The organism is Noviherbaspirillum sedimenti (assembly GCF_003590835.1).
GTDB lineage: Bacteria > Pseudomonadota > Gammaproteobacteria > Burkholderiales > Burkholderiaceae_D > Paucimonas > Paucimonas sedimenti.
Genome location: NZ_QYUQ01000002.1, coordinates 3706620 through 3732068 on the forward strand (window position 1 = coordinate 3706620; position 25449 = coordinate 3732068).

Below are 25449 nucleotides of genomic sequence, written 5' to 3' on the forward strand. Positions count from 1 at the left end.
CTCAAGCTCGTAATTTCGCGCTTCCCTGTAATCATCCCTATCTAAAGAGTTAAAAATGAGCAAATATCAAACCATTACTTACGAACGCAAAGGCCGCATCGCTTATCTGATGTTCAATCGTCCGGAAGCCTTGAACACGATGAACGATGAACTGGAGCGCGAAACCCGTGCCGCGCTGCTGGAATATGACCTCGATGATGAGGCTTGGGTTTTGATCCTGCACGGTGCCGGCCGCTGCTTCTGCGCTGGCGTCGACGTTCGTACCCACGGCTCGTTTGCCTTGGCCGCGGATGATAAAGCCAGGGAAGAGGGCCAGGTTGCGGCGGCCAAGAAGGGGGTGATCGGCGCCGCACAGCATCTGCTGGGAACAGGGGGCGAGGGCTGGATGGGTCGTACCATCAATTACAAGCCGGTGATTGCCGCCGTACATGGTTATGCGCTGGGTGGTGGTGCTCACATCGCCGCGGAGTGCGATCTGGTGGTCGTCACGGAAGACGCCTCCTTCGCCACCAGCGAAACCAGCCGTGGCATGTCTGGCTCGCGCACTTGGGCGAAGATCCGCACCTTCATGCCATCGAAAGTTGCCAACGAAATGCTGATGACCGGCTCGCGCATCCCGGGCGCGGAACTGTATCGCCTCGGCTTGGCTAACCGTTTGGTGCCAAATGGCGAACATCTGCAGGCTGCCGAAGAACTTGCGCAAAAGTTGCTGGAAGCCCCACCCTTGGCAGTACGTGACGCAGTCCGCGTGAGTCGCCGCCTGTGGGTGCAGCATGCGACCCAGCTCGACCATGAAATGCAATTGACCAGGCTGGATCTTACCGAAGACTTCAAAGAAGCGGGTCGCGCATTCATGGAAAAGCGCAAGCCTGTCTTCAAGGCGCGTTGAGCGCTAGATAGTTCCTACTGTTAATTTTAAATGCATTGCGAGGAGATATAGTGATGTTTATTTATGATAATTGGTATGTGGCAGCGCTCACGACAGAAGTGAACTCTGAAAAGCCGCTTGCTCGCATGATTGTTGGTAAGCCGATGGTATTTTTCCGGACGGACGAGGGCCAGGTAGCCGCACTTGAAGACCGTTGCATGCATCGCGGGATGCCACTTTCGGCTGGGCCTATCTGCAACAAGGGCCGCTCATTGCAATGTCCGTATCACGGTCTTGAATTTGATATTACTGGCGCATGCGTGAAGGCGCCAAGCCAGACGTCCATACCGCGCAACATGCAGGTACTTACCTATCCGGTGGTTGAGCGCGATTCGTTTGTCTGGGTGTGGACTGGTGATCCGGAAATTGCTGATCCAGCCACCATCCCCAGGACCACGCTCGGCGAACCGGACACTTTTGGAACATTTAATCTGGCTCACATTGAGTACAAAGCGGACTGGAAATTGATTTATGACAACGTCATGGATCTCACTCATCTTGCTTATGTCCACACGGTAGTCAATGGCGATGTACAGGCCAACGTCGAAGCCAAGTTGACAATTTCGACGGACGACGATGGAAAACGGGTCAGTTTCGTGAGAAAGCTGCCAGATAGTATTCCCGCCGATCAGTACAAAATGGGTTTTGATTTCAAGGGGAACTGCGACCGATGGCAGGAGATTGAATGTTCTGCCAGCGGCATGCTCATCTGGACTGGGGCAATGGACGTCGGTTGTGGCGCATTGGATGGTAATGCAGGCGCAATGGAGACCAAGCGTACCGGAGGTTTTCAACTGGTTTCGTATCATGCAATCACGCCATCGACGGAAGGCAACGCCCATTACTTTGCAAGTGGACATGTTAATGTCCACTTGGGCAATGAAGAGGTTTTTGCCAAGATGCGCGAAGGGCAGATGACGACTCTCTATGAAGATCGCGTTATCCTGGAGCCACAGCAAGCGCGGTTGAATGAAACCCCGGGACGGCCAGTGGTCAGCCTGGCGGCGGATGCCGCAGGATTGGCGGTTCGACGCATGTTCAAGAAGCTTCTGACAGCCGAGATGGAAAAAAAGGCCCCCCCCCGACCGGCCCGCTCCAGCGGTCATCAAGACCTGATGGTGGAATTGACCGGCGGCGCCAGGTAGGCGGTTGCGAAAAGTGGCTTGACAAGGGCTGCAATTGCATTGGGTGGCGCTAATGTCGCCATCCAATGCAAGAAGCGGCTCCCGCATTCATGAAAATCCCTGTTCAATGTCATTTGCCCAGGCACACAGAAAACATAATGGGGAAATCGCAATAAATTTTCTGATGAATTTCACAGGGAGATAGAGCGTGGATTTGGAACTGCAAGACAAGGTGGCTTTCGTTACAGGTGGCGGTTCAGGTATCGGCCGGGCCGCCTGTTTGATTTTCGCGCGTGAGGGCGCCAAAGTCGCGGTGGTCGACTTCAGCGAGGAGGCTGGCCGGGAAACCGTTTGCCTGATTACTGCCGAGGGGGGGGATGCCATTTTTGTGAAAGCCAATATTCGTTCAGAAGCTGAAATTGCGAATGCAGTTGCGTCGACGGTCACCGCGTTTGGAGGGCTCGATTGCGCTTTCAACAATGCCGGCCATCGTGGCCTGGAAACGGATGTTGTGCAATGCACTGACGAGGAGTGGGACATGATGATGGAAACTAACGTCACGTCTATTCGACGATGCATGAAATACCAGATCCCGGCAATGCTCAAGCGTGGTGGAGGTGCAATCGTCAATACATCCTCCGGCGCCGGGCTTTTCGCCCGCCAACATATGGTCGCCTACACGACCTCGAAGCATGCGGTGGTTGGCATCACCAAGTCGGCGGCTATTGACTTCGGGCCGCTTAGCATCCGGGTCAACGCACTCCATCCCGGTGCCACCATAACGCCGATGTTAATGTCAGCAGCACCGGATCGAGACCTCTCCCCGATAGCGGCCAAGATTCCATTGCGCCGCCTGGGAACGGCGGAGGAGCAAGCCGACGCCGCGGTTTGGCTCTGTTCCGCGAGGGCGGGATTTGTCAACGGCGCTTCTATTGTGATTGATGGCGGAGTGGCCGCGCAACGCTAAGGTTGAAGCATTTGGATCACACGGTTCGCATCATGAATTTTGTTGACGCGAACCGGCCAAGCTCACTTTCGTAATTGCGGGCCTATTCGGTCAACTTTTTTATCGGATGTGATTACACCTTCGGCACCCGTATCGGCGCATCGATTTGCGGGCGCATATTTTGGTAAAGCATCGACTGGATCATGTCGCTGCCGAGGAAATCGGTTGGAAAACCATGCTCGATTGCGCTGACGTTTTCCAGTTGCTCCAGCTGTTCGCTGTCCAGCTGCAGGTCAAGACAGCCAAGGTTTTCTGCCAGCTGTGCCGCAGTTCGTGCGCCAAGAACCGGAATGATCGCCGGCGAACGTGTCCGCACCCAGGCAAGCGCGACCTGCGAAGGCTTTGCGCCGATGCCTGCAGCGATGCTTTCCACCGCGGCGACAATGGAAAAATTGCGGTCGGACAGCACTTTAGTGCGGGATTGATCAGTGCTGGTCAGGCGACCATTTACCTCCCCGGCTTGGGCAGCGGACTTGTACTTCCCGCTTAACATGCCCGCCGCCAAGCCACCCCAGCTCAGTATCGACATGCCGAGGCTGGTTGCCATCGGCAGCAATTCACGCTCGGGCGTACGTTCGACCAGACTGTATGGCATCTGGATCGCAGCCAAGGTACTCCAGCCGCGCAGCTCGGCAATGGCTTGCGAACGTGACACCACCCAGGCCGGTGTATCCGATAGGCCGATGTACAGCACTTTGCCGGAACGGACCAAGTCATCCAATGCGCGTAAAACTTCTTCCTGTGGCGTTAGCTGATCCCAGGCATGCATCCAGTAGAGATCAATATAGTCGGTATTCAGGCGCCGCAGGCTGCCTTCGACCGCTTGGATCATGCTCTTGCGATGATTGCCCCAGGAATTGGGGTCATTGGGGCGTCCGCCCATGGTGAACTTGGTTGCGACGACATAGTCATGTCGGCGCGCACCCATGAATTCAGCCAGAAATACCTCGGAATCTCCTGCCTGATAGGAGTTCGCCGTGTCGAAAAAATTGCCGCCAGCATCAACGAAGCAGCGGAACGAGTTGCGGCTGTCTTCCTTCGTTGCGCCCCAAGTGCCACGACCCTGTCCAAATGTCATCGTCCCGTAACAGAGCTCTGATACCCGCAAGCCGGACTGTCCCAAGAGTTTAAAACGCATGCCGTGCCGCCCTTTCAAATGCTTATGTCAAGCTGGTATGAATCAGTCTTCGGGCACGATGAGTTGGCCCGAAACCTCGAGACGGTGCTTGTCGAGCCGCTGGGCTCTTCTTTCAGCGTTACGCGACCAAGGAGCTCGGCAATGCCGAAACGCCGCTAATGCCGCCATCGACGACAATAACCTGGCCGGAGATGTAGCTGGCCAGATCGGAAGTAAGAAACAGGATGGTGCCAGCGATCTCCGACGGCACGCCGATGCGGCGCAGCGGAATGCCTCTGGCGACGCGTTCCCAGACCTCCGGCGCTGGATCGACCGTGCCGGATGCCTTGATACGCCCTGGTACAGCCACATTGATACGGACCCCGCTCGGCCCATACTCGTCTGCAGCGAACATGGCAAAGCTGTGCAACGCCGCCTTGGCGGTGCCGTACATCGCCACGCGTTTCGTGCTGCGCAAGCCGGCGAGCGAACCGACCAGGGTAATCGTGCCGCCGCCATTGGCAGCCAGCATCGGCCCCGCAATCTGGGTTGTCACCACGCCAGGATGAAGCACCAGCTGATATTGGCGGAACAGTCCCTCATCGTCATACGATCCAATCGGGCCGGGCGCAGGGACCGGATGGCCAACCACGACAACGGCACCGGCAAATTGCTTGCCGAATTCACTGTTTGCCCGTTCAAACACAGCGGTCATGTCCGCACGGCTGGTGACATCCGCTTGCATCGCAATCCCGCCTACCGCCTCGGCCGTCATTTTGGCTACGTCAGCCTGGATATCGACGCATATGACGCGCGCACCTGCCTGGGTAAATGCCCTGCACACTTGCCCGCCAATGCCGCTTCCGGCGCCGAGCACCACATAACCACGGCCATCCAGCCGCAGTTTTTGCAGATAATCGGTCGATTGCCATTCTTTATCGCTCATGTTGTTGCCTCCTTAGATAAATGTTTATTTGCCTGCGAATGCCTCGCCGATCACGAGGGTGACTGATTCGTCAGCACCGGAGAATTCACTTTTTGATATCCAGTTGCGCCGCGAACTGGCCGAAAGAGCGATTCAAGTTTTCCTGCTTGGCAAGGACGGACTGCCATGCTTCTCCTTTTCTCAATGATCCCTGCGTGCCGCGAGGTAAGATTTCGGATTGCACGCCAATAGGATCTTTGCCATCAATGACCCGCCGCGCAGATTCGATCAATACGCGGCGCATCCGCACACATGCCTGGTCAGAAGGAACCAAGTTTTCTTTAGTGCGATCACTGATCGGTCCCATCGAGATTGCCATTGCGATGTCTTCCGGGTGAAAGTTTGGCAGGCCGCTAAAGGTTTCGCTGCGGCGCATTGCTGCACGATCTTGCAAATAATTGTTGGCCGAATTTGGCCGCTCCACCTTGCCATAGGTCTTGCGAGAAAGTCCGATGTTGTCCAGGATAGTATCTGAGATTCCGTGGTAGGCCAAAACCTGCTCGGTACGCTCGGCGTCGAATGGTCGCTTCCAGTCCCAGTTAAATTCGAACATCAGGGTTTTTCCATTTCCCACCGGCACAGCGGCAAGCATGGTGGAATTGGTGGCAACAAAGTTAATGAAAGGCATGGCGAATGCGGTTATGCGAGCCACATCGACAGCACCGTCGTCAGTATTCAATTCCCTGATCGCCACATAGTGAAAGCCATAGTCGGTTTCTTCAACCTCTAGGCGAGGCACGAGGTCGTCCGCCATCTGCTTATATACGGCGTCCAGTTTTCCTTCCTTGCTTGCCGCTTTGATACGCCGTACGATCGAATCCTGGTGCAACACACCGACGTGGGAGGAATCCACTAGGCCTTCCAGGAGTTGCACGTAATTCGCGTCAACAAACCATTCCTGTGCCACGACCTGATCCAAAGGAAGGTCGAAGATTGGATAACGTGGGAACGCCGGTTGCTTATCCGCAGGGCCGAGGTAGACCCAGACCACGTTCGCCGCTTCATGGGTCGGGTAGGCGGGCTGGCTGTAGCGAGATAGGAAATTTTCACCTTTGGCATTGGGCATCTCCAGCACGCGCCCGTTCACGTCGAATTTCCAGCCGTGATAAAGGCAGCGGATGCCGCCATCCTCGACCCGACCGAGGCAAAGCGAGGCGCCGCGGTGGCAGCACCGTTCGCGCAACATGCCGACCTTGCCATTACTGTCGCGGAACATGACATAGTCTTCGCCTAACAGGGTGACTTTCACCGGATCGCAATCGGGGCCAGATAGGACAGATGATAGTGTTGCTGGAAGCCAATATCGCTTCATGGTCTCGTGCATCGGAGTGCCAGGGTCGACTTCGCACATCAGCGCATTATCTTCATGTGAAAGCATGGGAATCATTTCCTTTTCTAAGCATTTGAGAATCGAGGCAGCAGGATTTTGAGGCCTGATTTATATCGATATTTCGGTTTATAGTACGATATATTGAAATCAAGGCAAATACAAGAAAAATCCGCCTATTGTCCTGCTCAGTAATCTTCATTTTTCCATCAAGTCGTCAAAATTTAAAATCATTTTATAACGAAATATCGAGTTTTATTACGAATTCTCGTTGACCAAGAGGGGATCTCACGGTATAACGTACACAACGCTGAAGTATGAAATTAGCGAGTATTTCGAGCGCCTGAAACAAAAGCGGCGGTGCCAGCAACGAAATGTCAGGCATGTCCTACTGCGCAAATAAAATTTGCGTAGCGATAGCTGAAACTCATAACAAGGAATCAAATCGTGCTCAATCATGAAACCAACGTACTTCTTTCCCGGGTTGGGCCAGGTACGCCAATGGGCGAACTGTTTCGCCGCTTCTGGCTTCCGGCCGTCATGGCCAGTGAATTGGCGGCCGAGGGTGCGCCGGTGCGCTTGCGCATATTGTGCGAAGACTTGATTGCGTTTCGCAACTCCGAAGGAAAAGTTGGCATCATTGATGCGTATTGTGCTCATCGAGGTGCGCCGCTATTCTTCGGACGTAACGAAGAGGGCGGCGTGCGATGCGTGTATCACGGCTGGAAGTTTGCCATTAATGGTGCGTGTCTCGAGATCCCGAATGTTGCTGGTGACGACACTGCTCAAGCGCAGATGCGCGCGCGCGCGCAACTGCGCGCCTATCAGGCGCATGAAGCGAATGGCGTGGTGTGGATCTACATGGGGCCGGTGGACAAGATGCCGCCGTTTCCGAAGTTCGACTATGCCAATGCGTCCGCAGGACATGCCTACAGCGCCCGTTGGATGCAACGCACCAATTGGCTGCAAGGCCTCGAAGGCGAAATCGATAGCTCGCATATCAGCTGGTTGCACAAGGATTTTGACCCCGAAAACTCGATCCAGAAGATGGCAGGGTCACAGACTTCATCCGATCAGGCGCCGGTACTCGAGCTGCGGGAAACGGTTTCCGGCTACACCTATGGCGCTCGCCGGAATCTTGACAACGAGTTCTTCTGGCGTCAATCACATTGGGTAGCGCCGATGTTCAGCTTTATTCCGCATGCCCCAGGGGCGTTTGCCTCGTTCGGCGGCCGTGCTTGGACGCCAATTGACGACAATCATGTGACGGTATTCACCTTCGGATTCCGTGTCGACAGGCCGTTCAGCGAACAGGAGCTGGCGACCTATGAGAGCGGCGCGTTGTTCCCGCCAGAAATGAACCCGGGACGCTATACGCTGCCCGACGGTTATGTCATTGATACTTTCCTGCCAACAGCAAACAAGGAAAATGACTACGGGATCGATCGTCAGGTGCAAAAGGATAAAAATTTCTCCGGCATCTGGGGCGTGCATGACCAGGATCGTGCGCTCGCAGAAAACTCCAGGAAGATTGGCATGGGCGATCCCGGCATCCTGGATCGTTCGCATGAGAATCTGGTCAGCTCCGATAAGGCAGTGGTGACCGCACGCCGTTCGCTGGTGCGCATGGTGGAGGCGCTGCAGCAAGGCAAGGAGCCTGATTTCCTGCGCAATCCCGGATCCTTCCAGGTGCGCGCCATCAGCAAGATTTGTTCGATCGGCGACTTTGATCAGTTTATCGGCGAATTCGGCAAGGAAGCCTGCGTGCGCCTGCGTGAGGGCGGGGAAAAGTAATGCGCGCCAGTCGTCCCGAGCAAGCGCCGCCAGCGGCTCCCCCTTTGCGCATCGGGGTGGTGGGCCTGGGCATGGCGGGCGCCCTGATGGTGTCCGTCATACGCGACCATGCGCGCGCCGTGCTGGCAGGCGCCGCCGAGCCGCATGAAAGCCTGCGCCAGCGCTTTGCCGCGGACAATGAAGCGCCGGTCTTTGCCGACATCGAAAGCCTGCTCAGGCGCGACGATGTCGATGCCGTCTACATTGCCACACCGCACCAGTTCCATCGCGATCATGTGGTGCTGGCGGCCGAGCATGGCAAGCACATCGTCGTCGAAAAGCCGATGGCGCTGTCGCTGGCCGATTGCGATGCCATGATCGCGGCGGCCGAACGTCACAAGGTGACGCTGATCGTCGGCCATACCCACAGTTTCGATCCGTCGGTGCGCGTCATGCGCGAGCTGATCGCCAGCGGCGAATACGGCAAGCTGATGATGCTGTCCGGGGCGAATTACACCGACTTCCTGTATCGGCCGCGCCGACCGGAGGAACTCGATACTGCCAAGGGCGGCGGCATCCTGTTCAACCAGGTGCCGCACCAGATCGATACGGTGCGCTACCTGACGCGTTCGCGCCTGCGCAGCCTGCGCGCCGCCACCGGCATTCTCGACCCGCGTCGTCCGACCGAAGGCAACTGCTCGGTATTCCTCGATTTTGAAGACGGCTGCTTCGCCTCGCTTACGTACAGCGGTTATGACCGCTTCGATACCGACGAATGGCATGGCTGGGTAGGTGAAGGCGGCTATCCCAGGAAGGCAGCGCACGGCGCCACGACGCGCTCCTGGGAAAATTTCAAGAATCCCGAGGAAGAACTGGCCGCCCGCGTGGAGCGCTTCGGCTATGGCGGCTCGGCCGCGCCGGCCTCGCGCATTCCCGTGCATCAGCCGCATTTCGGCGTGTTGATTGCCAGCTGCGAGAAGGCCGACCTGCGTCAGTCGCCCGACGGCGTGTTGGTGTATTCACGCGACGGCGTCAAGGAAATTCCCGTGCCGATGCGTCCCGGCCGGCCTGGACGTTCGGATGTGCTGGACGAGTTGTGCGATGCGGTGCAGTGCGGCGTGGCGCCTGCGCACGATGGCGCGTTTGCCCGCGGCACCGTGGAAGCCAGCCTGGCAATCCTGAAATCCGCGCAAGAGCGACGTGAAGTCATTCTTTGACGCCATAGAAATTAAATTGAAATAGGCGGAAGCAGCGCTTCCGACGGAGACGAAAATGAGCCGTATTGTTTTGGGAATCGGTACCTCGCACAGCCCGCTGCTGGCGATGACCCCGGAAATGTGGGTGGAGCGCGCCAAGGATGACTTGAAGCGCACAGCGATCCAGTTGTGCGATGGCCGCGTGATCAGTTACGCGCAGCTGGCCGAAGAATCCGGCAACCGTCACGCCGAGATGGCGACCCTGGAAAATTTCAGGCAGCAGTCGGCCAAGGCCCAGCAGGCGCTCGACCGTGTTGCCGCAGAGCTTGCGGAAGCCAGGCCGGACGTGATCGTGGTCATCGGTGACGATCAGGATGAGCTGTTCAAGCTGCAGCACATGCCGGCGCTGGCGATTTTCTATGGCGAAAAAATCATCATGCACCCGCATGGCGAAGCCGTGGATCACCTGCCGGAGTGGCACCAGCAAGCCCTGCGCGGCTACAGCCAGGACAAGGCCAACGAGCATCTCGGTGCGCCCGCTTACGCCCGCGCCGTGATCGACGGCTTGCTCGAGCGCGGCGTCGATGTCGGAGCATCTTCCGAAGTGACCGACCCGATCCGGGCCGGCTTCGGCCACGCCTTTGGCTTCGTCAATCATCGTTTGCTGGACAACCGCCCGGTGCCGGTAGTGCCGGTCATGCTGAACACCTACTTCCCGCCGAACGTGATGCGTCCATGGCGCTGCTATGACGTCGGTCGCTTGCTGCGCCAGGCGATCGAGTCGATCCCCGACGATCGCCGCGTGGCCATCGTCGCCTCCGGCGGCCTGAGCCACTTCGCCACGGATGAGGCGGTTGACCGCAAGGTGCTGACGGCGCTGCAGACGGGCGATGCCGAAACGTTGCGTGCATTGCCTGTCACGGCACTGAAATCGGGTTCGTCGGAAATCCTCAACTGGGTGATGGCCGGTGGCGCGCTGGAAGGTCTGAAGAATCAGTGGGCGGAATATATTCCTGTGTATCGCACGCCTGCGGGAACCGGCATTGGCCTGGCATTCACCGCCTGGCGTCCTGAGTAAGAGGAGAAATCATGATATCCACCAAACCCTGGCGGCAGTCGTTCCAGATCGACGGCATCGTGCACAAGGCGCCCATTCCGATGGGCACCCGCGTCGGCAACATGCTGTTTTCCTCCGCGATCATGGGATCCGATCCCCAGACCGGCAAGCTCGCCGAGGGCGGCGACGCGCAGGCACGCCATGCTTTCGCCAACCTCGATGCGCTGCTGGCGAAAGCTGGTGCAACGCTCGGCGATATCGGTCGCATGACCGTCTATATCGCCAGCGACGAATGGCGCGATGCCATCAATCGTGAATGGCTCGCGCGCTTTCCGGATCCGGATAACCGTCCGGCCCGACATACCATTATCAAGGAACTGCCCGGCGGCATGCTGGCGCAGCTCGACATTATTGCCGTTATCAAGGAGTAGTTCTCGTGATTATCGATGCTCATGCACACTTACTAACCCCGGCCTCGCTGTTTGCGATCCGCACCATCCTGCAGTCGTCCAACGGCCAGCACTCGAAAGAGTGGTATATCCAGCGCTATCTGCCGGAAGAGGAAATCGTCAAGACGGCAGCGCGCTGCATTGCCATCATGGACCAGGCCGGCACCGACGTGCAACTGCTGTCGCCCCGTCCGTTCTCGCTGATGCATTCGCACCATAGCCCGAAGGACGTGCGCATCTGGATCGAGTTGCAAAATGACGTCATCTACAAGACCGTGCAGCTGTACCCGGACCGCTTCCGTGGCGTCGCCGGCTTGCCGCAGCTGACCGGCCAGCCGATCGATGTCGTGTTCAACGAGATCGATCGCTGCGTCAATGAACTGGGCTTTGTCGGCGTGCTGCTCAACCCGGACCCGGATGAAGGCGGCGGCAAGTCGCCGCGCCTGGGCGATCCGTACTGGTATCCGCTGTGGGAAAAGCTGGTCAAGATGGATGTGCCGGCGCATATCCACAGCGCCGGCTGCTGCGGCCGCGAGACCTACGACGAGCACTTTTCCACCGAAGAAAGCCTGGCGATCACTTCGGTGATCCACTCGGATGTCTTCAAGCTGTTCCCGGACCTGAAACTGATGATCAGCCATGGCGGCGGCGCGATTCCTTACCAGATCGGCCGCTGGCGCTCGCACTGGCTGATGGAACAGGCTGCCCATGACCCGGACATCGCCAAGTTCCTGAAGGATACTGAAGCTGCCGCCTGGGCTGGCCAGCCTTTGCCCGCGCGCCCGGCCAAGCTGACCGTCTTCGATGATCAGTTGAAGCGTTTCTGGTTCGATACCGTCGTGCACAACAAGGGGTCGCTGGAACTGTTGCTGAAGACCGTGGGGGTTGACCGTGTCGTTCTCGGCACCGAGCGCCCGGGCAGCGGCAGCTCCGTCGATCTGGAAACCGGCCGTCCGATGGATGACTTCAAGTACACCATCGATAACATCGGCTTCCTGAACGACGATGACCGTTACAAGATTTACGATACGAATGCGCGCAAGCTGTTCAGCCGCCTGAACACCGACGCCAGCAAGAAAGGCCAGAAATGAGCAAGCAAGAATCCGGTGCCGCCGCGTTAGTGCGCCGCCTGCGCCGCCTCGATTGCTGCGCTGTCTCCGATGCGATGGATTGCCTGCAACTGCAGGGCGTGGTCAGCGGCTTGCCGCAACGGTCCGGCAGCGGCCGCATCGCCGGTCGCGTCATCACCCTGAAGCTGGGTACCGGTGAGCCGCCTCCCGGGCCGCCGGTCCACCTGGGCTGCACCGCCATCGAAGCAGGCGGTCCGCTGGACGTGGTGGTGGTCGAGCAGCATACCGGCATCGAGGCCGGCAGCTGGGGCGGTATCCTGTCGCTCGGCGCCAAGCTGCGCGGCATCGCCGGCGTGGTCGCCGATGGCCCGGTGCGCGATATCGATGAAGCTGTGACGTATGGCTTTCCGGTCTTTTCGAAAGCGACCACCGCCCGCACTGCACGCGGCCGTATCGTCGAGAAGGGCACCAATGTCGCCATCGATGTCGGCGGCGTCGGGGTCAATCCAGGCGACTATGTGATCGCCGACGGCAGCGCCGTCATCTTTGTGAAAGCGGAAGACATTGAGCAGGTGCTCGGCGCCGCGGAAGAAATCGTCGCCAAGGAACTGGCCATGGCGAAAGCGCTCCTGGGCGGAACCCCCATCTCGCAAGTGATGGGCGGCGCCTACGAGAACATGTTGAAGAAATGAGGTGAGATGTGAGTGAACTGAATACAAACGATGCAAACGTCGCGCGTGCGGCGCATCTCGACACCGCGTCGCTGAGCGATGCAATGGACCGTCTCGGCATCAACGGCCAGTGCTACAAGCTGGCGCCGCGCGACAACGGCTTCAGGATGGCCGGCCGCGCCTTTACCGTACTGTACGGCCCGGCAGCCAAGCCTGCCGGCACGGTTGGCGACTTCATCGACGACGTCCCGGCAGGCGGCGTGGTGGTGCTGGACAACGGCGGCCGCGAAGACGCCACCGTCTGGGGCGACATCATGACTGAACTGGCGCACAAGAAGGGCATCGCCGGCACCGTCATCGACGGCATCTGCCGCGACGTGGCGATGTGCCGCAAGCTTGGCTATCCGGTCTACAGCCGCGGCCACTGGATGCGCACCGGCAAGGACCGCGTGCAGGTCGAAGCGGTCAACGTGCCGGTCAATATTGGCAACGTCCGTGTGGCGCCCGGCGATATCCTGCGCGGCGACGCCGATGGCGTGGTGGCGATCCCGCGCGAGCACGAAGAGCAGGTCTTGTCAGTTGCCGAGGAAATCGAAACGGCAGAAAATCGCATCCGCGAGGCAGTGCGCAATGGCAGCCGCCTCGATGAAGCCCGCAAGGTCAATCAATATCACCAGTTGCAGACAAAACGATGAGCGCCGAACTGACCATGAATGCCGCCGCCAAGCGCGAGCTGGCCGAGCGTGTTTCCACCGAAGTGATTGCCGCAGCCCAGGCATTCGATACCGCCACGCTGCACGAGGCCGCCGGCAAGATCGGCGCGTTGCCTTCAGCTATCAAGCCGGTTTCTCCGGGCTTTCGCATCGCCGGCCCGGCGGTCACCGTGCATGCCCCGGGCGGCGACAACCTCTGGCTGCATCGCGCCATCTACATGGCCCAGCCGGGCGATGTGCTGGTGGTGCATGTCAATGGCGTCTACGAGCATGGCTACTGGGGCGAAGTCATGTCGACCGCCGCCAAGGCACGCAAGCTGGGTGGCCTGGTAATCGACGGCTGCGTGCGCGACGGCGCCCTGCTGGCCGAAGTCGGCTTTCCGGTGTTTGCCCGCGGCCTGTGCATCCGCGGCACCGGCAAGGATTTTGCCGCGCCTGGCTTCATCAACCACCCGACGCTGTTCGGCGACGTCACCGTGCATGCCGGCGACCTGGTAGTGGGTGATGGCGACGGTGTGGTAGTGATTCCACGCGAAGCAGCGCAACGCACCGTCGAGGGAGCGCAAAAGCGCGCCGACGACGAACGCGGGATCATGGCGCGTCTGGAGCAGGGCGAGTCATCCTTGAGTATTTACGGCTGGTATTAAAATATAAAAATTATTTTTTGGAGAAAGAGTTGATGACTACTTCTACCTCTCAAATGAAAGTTCGCCTGGTGGCGACTCGCTTCGAGGCCGAGGATGTCCTGTCGTTTGTCCTGGCACCAGTGGAGCCAGCAGCATTGCCGCCGTTCGAGCCTGGCTCGCATGTCGAGGTGCATCTGACGGACAAACTTACGCGCAGCTATTCGCTGTCCAACGGCAATGTCGATGCGGGTTCGTACCGGCTGACCGTGCAAAAGGACCCGAAAAGCCGCGGCGGTTCGACCTACATGCATGACACCTTGCGAACCGGGACGATCCTGCAGATCGGCGCGCCACGCAATAACTTCGAATTGAACGAAAGCGCCGGACTGTCTGTCTTTATCGCCGGTGGTATCGGCATTACGCCGTTTCTCCCGATGATGGTGCGCCTGAACAGCCTTGGCAAGAAATGGCGCGTGCACTACTGTGTACGCACCCGTTCGCGTGCAGCCTTCGTCGACGAAATCAAGGCGCTGGCGGAGGTGGGACAGGGCGAAGTTGTGCTCAACTTCGACCAGGAGCCGGGCGGCACGATGCTGGACCTGAACAGGCTGGTTGCCGAATTGCCGCAGGATGCGCATGTGTACTGCTGTGGACCGAGCGGCATGCTGGGCGCATACAAGACTGCTACTGCCGGCCTGCAGACGGAGCGAGTGCACTACGAAGCCTTCGCCAACGAGGTGTCGGTCGCGGCCGAGGGCGGATTCGTCGTGGAGTTAAAAAAGACGGGGCGCGAAGTCCAGGTCAAGAGCGGCCAGACCATCCTCAAGGCACTGCTTGATATTGGCGTCAATGTTGAATACTCGTGCGAAGAAGGTGTCTGCGGCGCCTGTGAAACCAAGGTCATCAGCGGCATTCCTGATCACCGCGACGCCATCCTGAGTTCGAGCGAGAAGGCCGCCAACAAAACGATGATGATTTGCTGTTCCGGTTGTAAGTCCGATCGCCTCGTGCTTGACCTTTGAATGATAGCCATCCTGGATACGAAATTACCATGTCGACTCCCTTCATAGATTTGCCCGGCCTGACCTTCGATCATGGCGAAGACATCGCTGCACTTCGTGAGGCAGTGCAGCAATTCGCGCAAGCGGAGATCGCCCCCCGTGCGGCGGAAATCGACCGCAGCGACCAGTTCCCGATGGACCTGTGGAAGAAATTCGGCGACCTCGGTGTGCTTGGTATCACGGTGGAAGAAGAGTATGGCGGCAGCGCCATGGGTTACCTTGCCCATATCGTCGCCCTCGAAGAAATTTCGCGCGCCTCGGCCTCGGTAGGCCTGTCATACGGCGCCCATTCGAACCTGTGCGTGAACCAGATCCGCCGCAACGGCAGCCATGCACAAAAGCTGAAGTACCTGCCGAAACTGATTTCGGGCGACCATATCGGTGCGCTGGCGATGTCGGAACCGAATGCCGGTTCGGACGTGGTCAGCATGAAGCTGCGGGCCGATAAAAAAGGCGACCGTTATGTCTTGAACGGCAACAAGATGTGGATCACCAATGGCCCGGATGCCGATGTCCTGGTGGTTTACGCAAAAACCGATCTGGAGGCAGGCCCGCGCGGCATCACTGCTTTCCTGATTGAAAAGGGGTTCAAGGGGTTCTCGATCGCGCAAAAGCTCGACAAGCTGGGCATGCGCGGCTCGCACACGGGCGAGCTGGTATTCCAGGATTGCGAAGTCCCGGAAGAAAACATCATCGGCGGCCTGGGCAAGGGCGTCAATGTGCTGATGTCGGGGCTGGATTCCGAGCGTGCCGTGCTGTCGGGCGGACCTCTGGGCATCATGCAGGCATGTATGGATGTGGTGATTCCCTACATTCACGACCGCAAGCAGTTCGGCCAGTCCATCGGCGAATTTCAGCTCATGCAAGGCAAGATCGCCGACATGTATTCGACCATGATGGCCTGCAAGGCGTACGTCTATGCGGTGGGCCAGGCCTGCGACCGCGCCAAGACGCCGGAAGCCGTGCGCGCGCTGCGCAAGGATGCTGCCGGCGCCATTCTGTACGCTGCCGAGAAGGCGACCTGGATGGCGGGCGAGACGATCCAGGCACTCGGCGGCAATGGCTACATCAATGAATACCCGGCCGGCCGCCTGTGGCGCGACGCCAAGCTGTATGAGATTGGTGCCGGCACCAGCGAAATCCGCCGCATGCTGATCGGCCGCGAATTGTTCGGCGAAACCAAGTAAGCGTATTCCGATTTCTCCACCACTGCCAATGTGGTTTTAGCTCGTGTTCCTCGGGACACGGGCATTTTTTTGTGTCGCGACCTGCGACGATACATACTTACAAAACTAGGCTGGCTTGATGAATTCCCAAAACATCCTGGAGCAGTACGGTCCGCGTGAAGCGATGGAATACGATGTGGTGGTGGTCGGCGGAGGACCTGCCGGCCTGGCGGCGGCCATCCGCCTCAAACAGCTTGCTGCGGAAAAGGGCAAGGACGTCTCGGTGTGCGTCCTGGAAAAAGGCGGCGAACTCGGCGCCCATATCCTCTCCGGCGCCGTCATGGACCCCATCGCCATGGCCGAGCTTTTTCCCAACTGGAAAGAACTGGGCGCGCCGCTGAACACCCCCGTCACCGAAGACCGCTTCCTCTTCCTCGGCCAAACCAAAGCCTTCAAGACACCCAACTGGCTCTTGCCCGCCTGCTTCCAAAACCATGGCAATTACGTCATTTCCCTGGCCAATGTGGTGCGCTGGCTGGGCCAGCAAGCCGAGGCACTGGGCGTGGAAATCTTCCCGGGCTTTCCGGCGGCCGAGCTCCTTTACAACGACGACAGTTCCGTCAAGGGCGTTGCCACCGGCAACATGGGCGTGGACCGTGAAGGCAAGCCCACGGCGGCTTTTCAGCTGGGCATGGAATTGCACGCCAAATACACCCTGTTTGCCGAAGGCGCACGCGGCCACCTCGGCAAGCAATTGATGGCCAGGTATGGCCTGAACCAGGGCAAGGACCCGCAAACCTATGGCATCGGCATCAAGGAATTGTGGGAAATCGACCCCAAGCACCACCAGCCTGGCCTGGTAATCCATACTGCCGGCTGGCCGCTGGACAATGCCACCTATGGCGGGTCGTTTCTGTACCACCTGGAAAACAACCAGGTCGCGGTCGGCTACGTGGTGGGCCTCGCCTATGACAACCCCTACCTGTCGCCCTTCGAGGAATTCCAGCGCTACAAGACCCATCCGGCCATCCGCACCTTCTTCGAAGGCGGCAAGCGCCTGTCCTATGGCGCCCGGGCGATCACCGCCGGCGGCCTGCAATCGCTGCCCAAACTGGTCTTCCCGGGCGGGGCGCTAATCGGCTGCGACGCCGGTTTCCTGAATGCCAGCCGCATCAAGGGCAGCCACGCCGCCATGAAGACCGGCATGCTGGCGGCCGACGCCGCCTTTGAAGCGCTGGGCGAGCAGCGCCAGCATGACGAATTGAGTGCGTATCCACAAGCCTTCGAGCGCTCCTGGCTGCATGCCGAATTGCACAAGGCGCGCAACTTCAAGCCGGCCATGGGCAAGGGCCTGGTCACCGGCACGCTGCTGGTGGGCATCGACCAGGTCGTGTTCGGCGGCAAGGCGCCGTGGACCTTGCATCATCAACATGCCGACCATGAATGCCTGAAACCGGCATCAGAATGCCACCCGATCGCCTATCCCAAGCCGGATGGCAAGCTGACGTTTGATCGCCTGTCGTCGGTCTTCATTTCCAACACCAACCATGCCGAAGACCAGCCGGTCCACCTGACGCTCAGGAACGATGCGGTGCCGGTGGGCGTGAACCTGGCGACCTATGCGGGGCCGGAAGCCCGCTATTGCCCGGCCGGGGTGTATGAGTTCGTGAAGAAGGACAATGGCGAAGACCGCCTGCAGATCAATGCGCAGAACTGCGTGCACTGCAAGACCTGCGACATCAAGGATCCGGTCCAGAACATCGTCTGGATCACGCCAGAAGGGGGCGGCGGGCCGAATTATTCCAATATGTAAAAAAATAAAGCCGCGCTAGCGGCTTTTTCCAGATCTCGACGGGCGCGTCCTATTCTTGACCACCTTTGCCTAGCTAGTCTTGAGCAGCAGGGCTTCGAGTAATTTTGCCTGTTCCTTCAGCAAGGCGACCGCGTGGGCAATTTTTGCCTTGTTCATCCGCAACGAGACTGCGCCGACGCTAATCGCGGCAAAGGCTTGATTGCGCTTATCCAGCAGCGGAATGCCGACACTGGTCACGTCCGGGATGACGAAGTCCGCCACCTGGGACCAGCCACGCTGGCGGGTTTCTTCGATGGATAGCCGCATGCGCTGCGGTGTCAGGCCGGAGAATTTTTCCAGGCGCGGTTCAATCGCTGCCAGCACCGTTTCCCGGTCTGCTTCGTCCAGAAAGCTGAGCATCGCCAAGCCACCGGCACCTACGCCCAGCGGTTGCCGGTGACCTGGTTCCACTGTCAGCACCTTGACCGGATACGATCCGAGTTTGCGATCGATGCACAGGGAATCCGGGCCGCTGCGGATTGCCAGGAAGACTGAGTCGCCGGTTTCCTGCGCCAGTTTTTCAAGCACCGGTGCTGCAATATCCCGCAGCGGGAAACTTCTTGAGGCAGCAATGCCGAGCTCGAAAGCACCTGGCCCCAGATGATAGGCCCGGCCATTGCCTTGCATAAGCATGCCGCTGGCCACCAGTTGTTTGAGCAAGCGATGTGCCGTTGGTTTGCTCAGCTGGCTTTCCGTCACCAGATCCAGCAGGCGCGCGCCGGCATTGCCTGCCGCCGCCACCAGCCGCAATAGATCGAGCGCCCTGCTGACGCTTTGTACGCTGTCGCTTTCTTTCACCGGAAAATTCTCCTGTAATTCCGTAATGTGGACTTTAATTGTTTTGTTCCTGAATTTTGATGCATATGATAGTCCATATGGTTCGCATCATGAGATTTTATTCAAACCTTTTTGAAAGTCCCCGCACATGTATCCGATCGATTTCTTCTTCCGCGCCAGCCGCTACTTCAAGGACAACATCGCCATTGAATCGTCTGGTGAAAATGTCACCTATGAGCAGCTTGCCCAGCGCGTCAATGCGCTTGCGGCGGCGCTGCAGGACATGGATCCGCAGCCGGGTACGCGCGTGGGCATTTGCTCGGGCAACACGATTGAACACGTCGTCGCCCAGCTGGCCGTGCTCGCCGCCGGCAAGGTATGGATTCCGCTCAATCCGCGCAACTCCGTGGTCGAGCTGGCACGCATCATCGAATTCACCAGGACCAAGGTCGTGCTGACGGTTGCCAAATATGGCAGCCAGCTCGAGATGTCATCGGTGCCGCACCAGATCGCGCTGGACAAGCCGTTTGGCAATGTCACGACGACTTATGCGCAGTTGCAGGACAAGTACGCCGGTAAGGTGCCGGTACGCGTTGAAATGACGGAAGAGACCCTGCAGGCCATCAAGTTCACCGGCGGTTCAACCGGTGTGCCGAAGGGCGTGATGCAGACCTACCGCACCTGGCGCTCTGCGGTGATCAACCTGATCGATGCTTATGGCTTTACGGACGCAGACCGCAACCTGCTGGCGGCCCCGGTCACCCATGGCGCCGGCACCTACCTGTTGCCGGTCCTGGCCAAGGGCGGTTGCCACGTCATCCTCGACGAGATCAATGCCGAGACCGTGCTGGATGCACTGATGAACAAGGGCATCACCAATGTTTTCATGCCGCCGACCCTGTTTTACATGGTGATGGCGGCCGGTGAAGGCAAGCCGGTGTCGTTCCCCAAGCTGCGTCACCTGATTTATGGCGGCGCCCCGATGCCGGTGGAAAAAATCCGCGCAGCGCAGCGTTTCTTCGGCCCGGTGATCGAAGTGACTTATGGCCAGACCGAGGCGCCGCAAATCGTCACCTTCCTGAGCGGCAAGGAACTGCTGGATCCGCGCAATGTCAATTCCGTCGGCCGCGCCTCGCTCCTGAGCGACTTTGTCATCATGGGGCCGGACAACAAGATTCTGCCGGCCGGCGAGGCCGGGGAAATCTGCGTGCGCGGCCAGATGATCATGCATGGCTATCTCGACCAGCCGGACAAGACTGCCGAGACCATCGTCGATGGCTGGCTGCATACCGGCGACCTGGGCTATGTCGACGAGCGCGGCTACCTGTACCTGCGCGGCCGTAGCCGCGAAGTGATCATTACCGGCGGCTTCAACGTCTATCCGGTTGACGTCGAGGACGTCCTGGGCAAGCATCCGGCCGTCCAGGAGGTGGCTGTGTTCGGCACTGATGACGACAAGTGGGGCGAGGCAGTGCGCGCTGCCATTCATGTCAAGGCTGGCATGAGCCTGACTGAAGATGAACTGATTCAGTATGCCAAAGAGCAGATGGGTTCGGTCAAGGCGCCCAAGCACGTACACTTCATGGAAGAAATTCCGCGCAACCCGGTTGGCAAGGTCGACAAGCTTAAATTGAAGAGCACGTTCGGTCCTGCTGTCCAGCACAAGTAAGGTGAATCATGAATCCCATTAAGACTGAAATCGGCTACTGCACCACGGAGCGCATTTACGTGCGCGGACATGACCTGGCCAATGACCTGATCGGCAAGGTCGACTTCATCGACATGATGATGCTCGTCGTGCTCGGCCGCAAATGCGAGGGCAACGAGCGCGACATGATCAATGCCATCATGGTGACGGTCATGGACCACGGCCTGACACCCAGCGCACTGGCTGCACGCCTGACGTATCTCGGCGCCCCGGAAGCCATGCAGGCAGCCGTTGCGGCAGGCTTGCTTGGTGCCGGTAGTGTGTTCCTCGGTGCGATGGAAAACGCGACCTTGATGCTGCGCGACCTGGTCAAGAGTCTGCCGGAAAACGCCGGCGACGAGCAATTCCTGGACATCGCCACAGCGTTCTACAAGGATCGGCGGGTGGCGCGACAGACCATTTATGGCCTCGGCCACAATATTCATGTCAACGGCGACCCGCGCATCCCTGCCTTGCGCGAGGTGTCGCAAAGGAATGGTTATTATGGTGTGCACTGGCGCGCCATGGAGCAGCTCGAGGCCGTCAGCGGTATCCTGGGCAAGCGTCGCCTGCCGATCAATGCTGCCGGGGCTGTTGGTGCCATGGTGGCAGACATGCAACTGCCGCCCACCTTGGCCCGCGGGCTCACGCTGATCAGCCGGTGCGCCGGTCTGATCGGTCATGTGCTGGAAGAGCAGTCATCGCCGACAGGGCAGGCACTCTGGGACCTGGTATTGCGCCAGGACCCACGCAATGCTGTGCATTCCTAGCCCATTCGCTCTGATTGGCTCGATGGATCGATATATCGCATAGGTTTCGATATGGCATCATTGGCCGGCCTGTTTTGAACAGGCAGCTTGTTTTGAGTGTGACTGTTTTTTGTTTGGAAATAAGGAAATCTGGGAGATTGCAGGATGAATGCGCCGGTGGTTTTTGAATGGAATGATGGGTTCAAGCTTGGCTATGGCCCCATGGACGAGACGCATGAAGAGTTCGTCGAGATTGTCGGTGCCCTGCTGGTTTGCCCTGAAGAGGAAATCATCGGGCATCTGGATGCCTTTGCCGCACATGCCGAAGCGCACTTTGCGCAAGAACTGAAGTGGATGACGGAAACAGATTTTCCCAGCACCGGTTGTCATGACGATGAGCATGCTGCGGTACTGAAGTCAGTCAACGAAGTGCGCGATCTGTTGAGGTCGGGTGGCGATCCGGCGGTGGCCAGGAGCCTGGCGCAAGCGTTGGCGGACTGGTTCCCGGGGCACGCGGATTATCTCGATTCCGCCCTTGCGCAATGGCTGGTCAAGAGAAAAACGAATGGCGTGCCGCTGGTATTTCGCCGCAAAGACAGCATTGGTTCCTGAAGTGGCCTGGTTCGGTGACGGCTGCAGTGCAGCTTTTTGCCTTCAGTATTTATTTGTCGGGCCATGTTGCGGCTGGTCCGGCGTATTTGTTCAAAGGAGCGGTAGATGAAAGTTTTAGTACCAGTCAAGCGCGTGGTCGACTACAACGTCAAGGTGCGGGTCAAGTCCGATGGCTCGGGCGTCGAACTCGCCAACGTCAAGATGAGCATGAATCCCTTCGATGAAATCGCCGTCGAGGAAGCCATGCGCCTCAAGGAAGCCGGCAAGGCGACCGAAGTCGTCGCGGTTTCCTGCGGCGTGACGCAATGCCAGGAAACCCTGCGCACCGCCATGGCCATCGGCGCCGACCGCGCCATCCTGGTGGAAACCGATGCCGAATTGCAGCCGCTGGCGGTGGCCAAGCTCTTGAAAGCCCTGGCCGACAAGGAAGCCCCGCAACTGATCATCCTCGGCAAGCAAGCCATCGATGACGACAATAATCAGACCGGCCAGATGCTGGCCGCCCTGCTGGGCTGGGGACAAGCCACCTTTGCTTCCAAGGTCGTCATCGACGGCGACAAGGCACTGGTGACCCGCGAAGTCGATGGCGGCCTGGAAACTGTGTCGCTTTCGCTGCCGGCCATCGTCACTACCGACCTGCGCCTGAACGAGCCGCGCTACGTGATCCTGCCCAACATCATGAAATCCAAGAAAAAGCCGCTCGATATCGTCAAGCCGGCAGATCTGGGCGTCGATGTGGCGCCAAGGTTGAAGACTCTGAAAGTAGTCGAGCCGGCCAAGCGGTCCGCCGGCATCATCGTGCCGGATGTGGCGACCCTCGTGGCCAAGCTGAAGAACGAAGCCAAAGTCATTCAATAATATTCAAGATACTTAAGGAATCCATCATGACTGCATTGGTCATTGCCGAACACGATAACGCTACCCTCAAGGGCAGCACCGCCCACACCGTCACTGCCGCCCTTCAGTGCGGCGGCGACGTCCACGTCCTCATCGCCGGCCACAATTGCGGCGCTGCCGCTGCCGCGGCCGCCCAACTCGCTGGCGTCGCCAAGGTATTGGTCGCCGATGCGGCATACTTTGCCGATGGCCTGGCCGAGAATGTCGCGGCGCAGGTGCTGGCGCTGGCGAAGGACTACTCGCATATCCTCGCCCCGGCGACTGCCTATGGCAAGAACATCGCCCCGCGCGTGGCCGCCAGGCTGGATGTGGGCCAGATCTCCGAAATCACCAGGGTCGATGCCCCCGACACCTTCGAGCGCCCCATCTATGCCGGCAATGCGATTGCCACCGTGCAATCCATTGATCCGATCAAGGTGATCACCGTGCGCACCACCGGCTTCGATGCGGCAGCAAGCACTGGTAATGCCGCCGTCGAGACCATTCCGGCCGTCGCCGACTTCGGCAAGTCGGCCTTCGTCTCGCGCGAAGTGGCCAAGTCCGACCGCCCCGAGCTGACCGCTGCCAAGGTGATCGTCTCGGGCGGGCGCGGCATGGGATCCGGCGAAAGCTTCAAGATCCTCGAGCCCCTGGCCGACAAGTTGAATGCCGCCATGGGCGCATCGCGCGCAGCGGTGGATGCGGGTTATGTGCCCAATGACTGGCAAGTGGGCCAGACCGGCAAGATCGTCGCGCCGCAGCTGTACATCGCGGTGGGTATTTCCGGGGCGATCCAGCATCTGGCCGGCATGAAGGATTCGAAGGTGATCGTGGCGATCAACAAGGATGCGGAAGCGCCGATCTTTGCAGTGGCCGATTACGGCATTGTTGGCGACCTGTTCGAAATCGTGCCGCAACTGGTCAAGGCGGTTGGCTAATTGCTAAGCCGTTCATAAATAAGCGAACGTTTTCTCACCGCCACGCATTTGCAAACAAACTGGTCAGCGCAGAACGATATGCCGTAACCATCGGGGTATATCTTTGTATAATCTGACGAAGTGGGAGGTCGTTGTGCATGACGTCCCGGCATGGTCGTAATCGCGTTGTTATTTTGATTAGAGGATTTGCAAGATGAATGCGCCGGTGGAGTTTAAGTGGAATGATGGATTCAAGCTTGGCTATGGTCCAATGGACGAGACGCATGAAGAATTCGTCGAGATTGTCGGTGCCATGCTGGTTTGTCCAGACGAGGAAATTCTCGGGCATCTGGAGGCATTCGCCGCACATGCCGAAGCGCACTTTGCGCAAGAACTGAAGTGGATGACCGAAACGGATTTCCCCAGCACCGATTGCCATAACGATGAGCATGCTGCGGTCATGAAGTCAGTAATCGAAGTTTGCGAGCTGCTGAAGTCCGGCGGCGATCCGGCGGTGGCCCGCAGTCTGGCCCAGGCGCTGGCGGACTGGTTTCCAGGACATGCGGATTATCTCGATTCTGCCCTTGCGCAATGGATGGTCAAAAGAAAAATGAATGGCGTGCCGCTGGTTTTTCGCCGCAAAGACAGTATGAATACTGGAGACTGATAAAAAAACGCCGGCTCGAAGCCGGCGTTTGTCATTGTTCCATCTGCACCCCGGCGCCATGCGCCTGCTGGTCGGCATGATACGAACTGCGCACCATCGCCCCCACGGCAGCGTGCACGAAGCCCATCTTGTAGGCTTCTTCCTCGAACATCTTGAAGGTATCCGGATGCACGTAGCGGCGCACCGGCAAGTGGTCGCCCGAGGGCATCAGGTACTGGCCAATGGTCAGCATGTCCACATCGTGGGCGCGCAAGTCGCGCATGACCTGCAGGATTTCCTCGTCGGTCTCGCCCAGGCCCACCATGATGCCGGACTTGGTCGGGGTTTCCGGATGCAGTGCCTTGAAGCGCTTCAGGAGGTTCAGCGAGTATTCGTAATCCGAACCCGGGCGCGCTTCCTTGTACAGGCGCGGCACGGTTTCCAGGTTATGGTTCATGACATCCGGTGGCGCCGCCTTGAGGATTTCCAGGGCGCGGTCCATGCGACCGCGAAAATCCGGCGTCAGGATCTCGATGCGGGTATCGGGCGAGAGTTCGCGCACGCGGCGGATGCATTCGGCAAAGTGGCCGGCGCCACCGTCGCGCAGGTCGTCGCGGTCCACCGAGGTGATCACCACGTAGTTGAGTTTCAGGGCCGAGATGGTCTTGGCCAGGTTTTCCGGCTCATTCGTGTCGAGCGGATCCGGGCGGCCATGGCCGACGTCGCAGAAGGGGCAGCGGCGGGTGCATTTGTCGCCCATGATCATGAAGGTGGCGGTGCCCTTGCCGAAGCATTCGCCGATGTTCGGGCAGGAGGCTTCCTCGCACACCGTCACCAGCTTGTTGGCGCGCAGGATATCCTTGATTTCATAGAAGCGCGTGGTCGGCGACCCTGCCTTGACGCGGATCCAGTCCGGCTTGGGCAGGCGTTCTGCCGGCACGATCTTGATCGGAATGCGCGAAGTCTTGCCAGCGCCTTTTTGCTTGTCGTTCGGATTGTAGGCAGGAGCAGCCTGCTCCAGCTTGTCGTTGGGATTCGTGTCCATGATGTCAACCGCGCTGCCG

The 25449-nt window shown here is 58.8% G+C and carries 25 protein-coding genes; 20 read left to right on the forward strand and 5 right to left on the reverse strand.

Annotated elements, in window-relative coordinates:
- Nucleotides 1–55 precede the first annotated feature (55 nt).
- The 3 genes from D3878_RS17195 to D3878_RS17205 all read left to right on the forward strand — a co-directional run bounded on the left by D3878_RS17195 (nucleotide 56) and on the right by D3878_RS17205 (nucleotide 3019).
- On the forward strand, nucleotides 56–889 hold the full coding sequence (locus tag D3878_RS17195) for an enoyl-CoA hydratase/isomerase family protein (protein WP_119786599.1): 834 nt from the start codon (nucleotides 56–58) through the stop codon (nucleotides 887–889).
- Between the two features lie 53 nt (nucleotides 890–942).
- Nucleotides 943–2073 carry an aromatic ring-hydroxylating oxygenase subunit alpha gene (locus tag D3878_RS17200; RefSeq protein ID WP_119786600.1) on the forward strand — a complete coding sequence of 377 codons (1131 nt, stop codon included), beginning with the start codon at nucleotides 943–945 and terminating at the stop codon, nucleotides 2071–2073.
- Between the two features lie 187 nt (nucleotides 2074–2260).
- Nucleotides 2261–3019 (forward strand): SDR family NAD(P)-dependent oxidoreductase, encoded by a 759-nt coding sequence (locus tag D3878_RS17205; protein WP_119786601.1) that lies wholly within the window; start codon nucleotides 2261–2263, stop codon nucleotides 3017–3019.
- A 112-nt stretch (nucleotides 3020–3131) separates the two neighbouring features.
- Here the strand turns inward: D3878_RS17205 and D3878_RS17210 are convergent, their stop codons facing one another.
- The 3 genes from D3878_RS17210 to D3878_RS17220 form a co-directional block, all read right to left on the reverse strand.
- Nucleotides 3132–4196: an aldo/keto reductase gene (locus D3878_RS17210; RefSeq protein ID WP_119786602.1), complete on the reverse strand. Its 1065-nt coding sequence runs from the start codon at nucleotides 4194–4196 to the stop codon at nucleotides 3132–3134.
- Between the two features lie 118 nt (nucleotides 4197–4314).
- Nucleotides 4315–5121: an SDR family NAD(P)-dependent oxidoreductase gene (locus tag D3878_RS17215; RefSeq protein ID WP_119786603.1), complete on the reverse strand. Its 807-nt coding sequence runs from the start codon at nucleotides 5119–5121 to the stop codon at nucleotides 4315–4317.
- 85 nt (nucleotides 5122–5206) lie between these two features.
- Nucleotides 5207–6538, reverse strand: coding sequence for a Rieske 2Fe-2S domain-containing protein (locus tag D3878_RS17220; RefSeq protein WP_158592304.1), 1332 nt, complete (start codon nucleotides 6536–6538; stop codon nucleotides 5207–5209).
- A 396-nt stretch (nucleotides 6539–6934) separates the two neighbouring features.
- Here D3878_RS17220 and D3878_RS17225 point away from each other — a divergent pair, with 396 nt between their 5' ends.
- The 11 genes from D3878_RS17225 to D3878_RS17275 all read left to right on the forward strand — a co-directional run bounded on the left by D3878_RS17225 (nucleotide 6935) and on the right by D3878_RS17275 (nucleotide 18082).
- Nucleotides 6935–8281 carry a Rieske 2Fe-2S domain-containing protein gene (locus D3878_RS17225; protein WP_147384014.1) on the forward strand — a complete coding sequence of 449 codons (1347 nt, stop codon included), beginning with the start codon at nucleotides 6935–6937 and terminating at the stop codon, nucleotides 8279–8281.
- The gene (locus D3878_RS17230) at nucleotides 8281–9477 is read left to right on the forward strand and encodes a Gfo/Idh/MocA family protein (RefSeq protein ID WP_119786606.1); all 1197 of its coding nucleotides are present in this window, start codon (nucleotides 8281–8283) and stop codon (nucleotides 9475–9477) included. Before D3878_RS17225 ends, D3878_RS17230 begins: the two co-directional genes overlap by 1 nt.
- Nucleotides 9478–9532: 55 nt before the next feature.
- Nucleotides 9533–10534, forward strand: coding sequence for a DODA-type extradiol aromatic ring-opening family dioxygenase (locus D3878_RS17235; protein WP_119786607.1), 1002 nt, complete (start codon nucleotides 9533–9535; stop codon nucleotides 10532–10534).
- Between the two features lie 11 nt (nucleotides 10535–10545).
- The gene (locus D3878_RS17240; protein ID WP_119786608.1) at nucleotides 10546–10944 is read left to right on the forward strand and encodes a RidA family protein; all 399 of its coding nucleotides are present in this window, start codon (nucleotides 10546–10548) and stop codon (nucleotides 10942–10944) included.
- A 5-nt stretch (nucleotides 10945–10949) separates the two neighbouring features.
- On the forward strand, nucleotides 10950–12053 hold the full coding sequence (locus tag D3878_RS17245) for an amidohydrolase family protein (protein ID WP_119786609.1): 1104 nt from the start codon (nucleotides 10950–10952) through the stop codon (nucleotides 12051–12053).
- Nucleotides 12050–12724, forward strand: a complete 675-nt coding sequence (locus D3878_RS17250; RefSeq protein WP_119786610.1) for an RraA family protein — start codon at nucleotides 12050–12052, stop codon at nucleotides 12722–12724. Before D3878_RS17245 ends, D3878_RS17250 begins: the two co-directional genes overlap by 4 nt.
- A 17-nt stretch (nucleotides 12725–12741) precedes the next feature.
- The gene (locus tag D3878_RS17255) at nucleotides 12742–13398 is read left to right on the forward strand and encodes an RraA family protein (protein ID WP_420799584.1); all 657 of its coding nucleotides are present in this window, start codon (nucleotides 12742–12744) and stop codon (nucleotides 13396–13398) included.
- A complete protein-coding gene (locus D3878_RS17260; RefSeq protein WP_119786612.1) occupies nucleotides 13395–14063 on the forward strand; it encodes a 4-carboxy-4-hydroxy-2-oxoadipate aldolase/oxaloacetate decarboxylase in 669 nt (222 codons plus the stop codon). The genes D3878_RS17255 and D3878_RS17260 overlap by 4 nt, the downstream gene beginning before the upstream one ends.
- A gap of 32 nt (nucleotides 14064–14095) precedes the next feature.
- The gene (locus tag D3878_RS17265) at nucleotides 14096–15064 is read left to right on the forward strand and encodes a PDR/VanB family oxidoreductase (RefSeq protein ID WP_119786613.1); all 969 of its coding nucleotides are present in this window, start codon (nucleotides 14096–14098) and stop codon (nucleotides 15062–15064) included.
- 29 nt (nucleotides 15065–15093) lie between these two features.
- A complete protein-coding gene (locus D3878_RS17270; protein ID WP_119786614.1) occupies nucleotides 15094–16290 on the forward strand; it encodes an isovaleryl-CoA dehydrogenase in 1197 nt (398 codons plus the stop codon).
- 163 nt (nucleotides 16291–16453) lie between these two features.
- Entirely contained in the window at nucleotides 16454–18082 is a 1629-nt protein-coding gene (locus D3878_RS17275) for an electron transfer flavoprotein-ubiquinone oxidoreductase (protein WP_199688292.1), read from the forward strand.
- 69 nt (nucleotides 18083–18151) lie between these two features.
- Here the strand turns inward: D3878_RS17275 and D3878_RS17280 are convergent, their stop codons facing one another.
- Entirely contained in the window at nucleotides 18152–18919 is a 768-nt protein-coding gene (locus D3878_RS17280) for an IclR family transcriptional regulator (RefSeq protein WP_119786616.1), read from the reverse strand.
- Between the two features lie 127 nt (nucleotides 18920–19046).
- Here D3878_RS17280 and D3878_RS17285 point away from each other — a divergent pair, with 127 nt between their 5' ends.
- The 6 genes from D3878_RS17285 (at nucleotide 19047) to D3878_RS17310 (ending at nucleotide 24406) form a co-directional block, all read left to right on the forward strand.
- Nucleotides 19047–20567, forward strand: a complete 1521-nt coding sequence (locus D3878_RS17285) for a class I adenylate-forming enzyme family protein (protein ID WP_119786617.1) — start codon at nucleotides 19047–19049, stop codon at nucleotides 20565–20567.
- 8 nt (nucleotides 20568–20575) lie between these two features.
- The gene (locus D3878_RS17290; RefSeq protein ID WP_119786618.1) at nucleotides 20576–21355 is read left to right on the forward strand and encodes a citryl-CoA lyase; all 780 of its coding nucleotides are present in this window, start codon (nucleotides 20576–20578) and stop codon (nucleotides 21353–21355) included.
- Nucleotides 21356–21499: 144 nt separating this feature from the next.
- Nucleotides 21500–21946, forward strand: a complete 447-nt coding sequence (locus D3878_RS17295) for a hemerythrin domain-containing protein (protein WP_119786619.1) — start codon at nucleotides 21500–21502, stop codon at nucleotides 21944–21946.
- A 105-nt stretch (nucleotides 21947–22051) separates the two neighbouring features.
- Nucleotides 22052–22804, forward strand: coding sequence for an electron transfer flavoprotein subunit beta/FixA family protein (locus D3878_RS17300; protein WP_119786620.1), 753 nt, complete (start codon nucleotides 22052–22054; stop codon nucleotides 22802–22804).
- A gap of 26 nt (nucleotides 22805–22830) precedes the next feature.
- On the forward strand, nucleotides 22831–23760 hold the full coding sequence (locus D3878_RS17305; RefSeq protein ID WP_119786621.1) for an electron transfer flavoprotein subunit alpha/FixB family protein: 930 nt from the start codon (nucleotides 22831–22833) through the stop codon (nucleotides 23758–23760).
- A gap of 193 nt (nucleotides 23761–23953) precedes the next feature.
- The gene (locus tag D3878_RS17310) at nucleotides 23954–24406 is read left to right on the forward strand and encodes a hemerythrin domain-containing protein (RefSeq protein WP_119786622.1); all 453 of its coding nucleotides are present in this window, start codon (nucleotides 23954–23956) and stop codon (nucleotides 24404–24406) included.
- Between the two features lie 31 nt (nucleotides 24407–24437).
- Here D3878_RS17310 and lipA read toward each other — a convergent pair whose 3' ends face one another.
- Nucleotides 24438–25430 (reverse strand): lipoyl synthase, encoded by a 993-nt coding sequence (lipA, locus tag D3878_RS17315; RefSeq protein WP_119786623.1) that lies wholly within the window; start codon nucleotides 25428–25430, stop codon nucleotides 24438–24440.
- Between the last annotated feature and the right edge of the window lie 19 nt (nucleotides 25431–25449).

Coding starts and splice junctions, on each gene's coding strand:
- D3878_RS17195 (WP_119786599.1), top strand. CDS start 56: ATGAGCAAATATCAAACCATTACTTACGAACGCAAAGGCCGCATCGCT.
- D3878_RS17200 (WP_119786600.1), top strand. CDS start 943: ATGTTTATTTATGATAATTGGTATGTGGCAGCGCTCACGACAGAAGTG.
- D3878_RS17210 (WP_119786602.1), bottom strand. CDS start 4,196: ATGCGTTTTAAACTCTTGGGACAGTCCGGCTTGCGGGTATCAGAGCTC.
- D3878_RS17215 (WP_119786603.1), bottom strand. CDS start 5,121: ATGAGCGATAAAGAATGGCAATCGACCGATTATCTGCAAAAACTGCGG.
- D3878_RS17220 (WP_158592304.1), bottom strand. CDS start 6,538: ATGCTTTCACATGAAGATAATGCGCTGATGTGCGAAGTCGACCCTGGC.
- D3878_RS17230 (WP_119786606.1), top strand. CDS start 8,281: ATGCGCGCCAGTCGTCCCGAGCAAGCGCCGCCAGCGGCTCCCCCTTTG.
- D3878_RS17235 (WP_119786607.1), top strand. CDS start 9,533: ATGAGCCGTATTGTTTTGGGAATCGGTACCTCGCACAGCCCGCTGCTG.
- D3878_RS17240 (WP_119786608.1), top strand. CDS start 10,546: ATGATATCCACCAAACCCTGGCGGCAGTCGTTCCAGATCGACGGCATC.
- D3878_RS17250 (WP_119786610.1), top strand. CDS start 12,050: ATGAGCAAGCAAGAATCCGGTGCCGCCGCGTTAGTGCGCCGCCTGCGC.
- D3878_RS17260 (WP_119786612.1), top strand. CDS start 13,395: ATGAGCGCCGAACTGACCATGAATGCCGCCGCCAAGCGCGAGCTGGCC.
- D3878_RS17265 (WP_119786613.1), top strand. CDS start 14,096: ATGACTACTTCTACCTCTCAAATGAAAGTTCGCCTGGTGGCGACTCGC.
- D3878_RS17270 (WP_119786614.1), top strand. CDS start 15,094: ATGTCGACTCCCTTCATAGATTTGCCCGGCCTGACCTTCGATCATGGC.
- D3878_RS17275 (WP_199688292.1), top strand. CDS start 16,454: ATGGAATACGATGTGGTGGTGGTCGGCGGAGGACCTGCCGGCCTGGCG.
- D3878_RS17285 (WP_119786617.1), top strand. CDS start 19,047: ATGTATCCGATCGATTTCTTCTTCCGCGCCAGCCGCTACTTCAAGGAC.
- D3878_RS17290 (WP_119786618.1), top strand. CDS start 20,576: ATGAATCCCATTAAGACTGAAATCGGCTACTGCACCACGGAGCGCATT.
- D3878_RS17295 (WP_119786619.1), top strand. CDS start 21,500: ATGAATGCGCCGGTGGTTTTTGAATGGAATGATGGGTTCAAGCTTGGC.
- D3878_RS17300 (WP_119786620.1), top strand. CDS start 22,052: ATGAAAGTTTTAGTACCAGTCAAGCGCGTGGTCGACTACAACGTCAAG.
- D3878_RS17305 (WP_119786621.1), top strand. CDS start 22,831: ATGACTGCATTGGTCATTGCCGAACACGATAACGCTACCCTCAAGGGC.
- D3878_RS17310 (WP_119786622.1), top strand. CDS start 23,954: ATGAATGCGCCGGTGGAGTTTAAGTGGAATGATGGATTCAAGCTTGGC.
- lipA (WP_119786623.1), bottom strand. CDS start 25,430: ATGGACACGAATCCCAACGACAAGCTGGAGCAGGCTGCTCCTGCCTAC.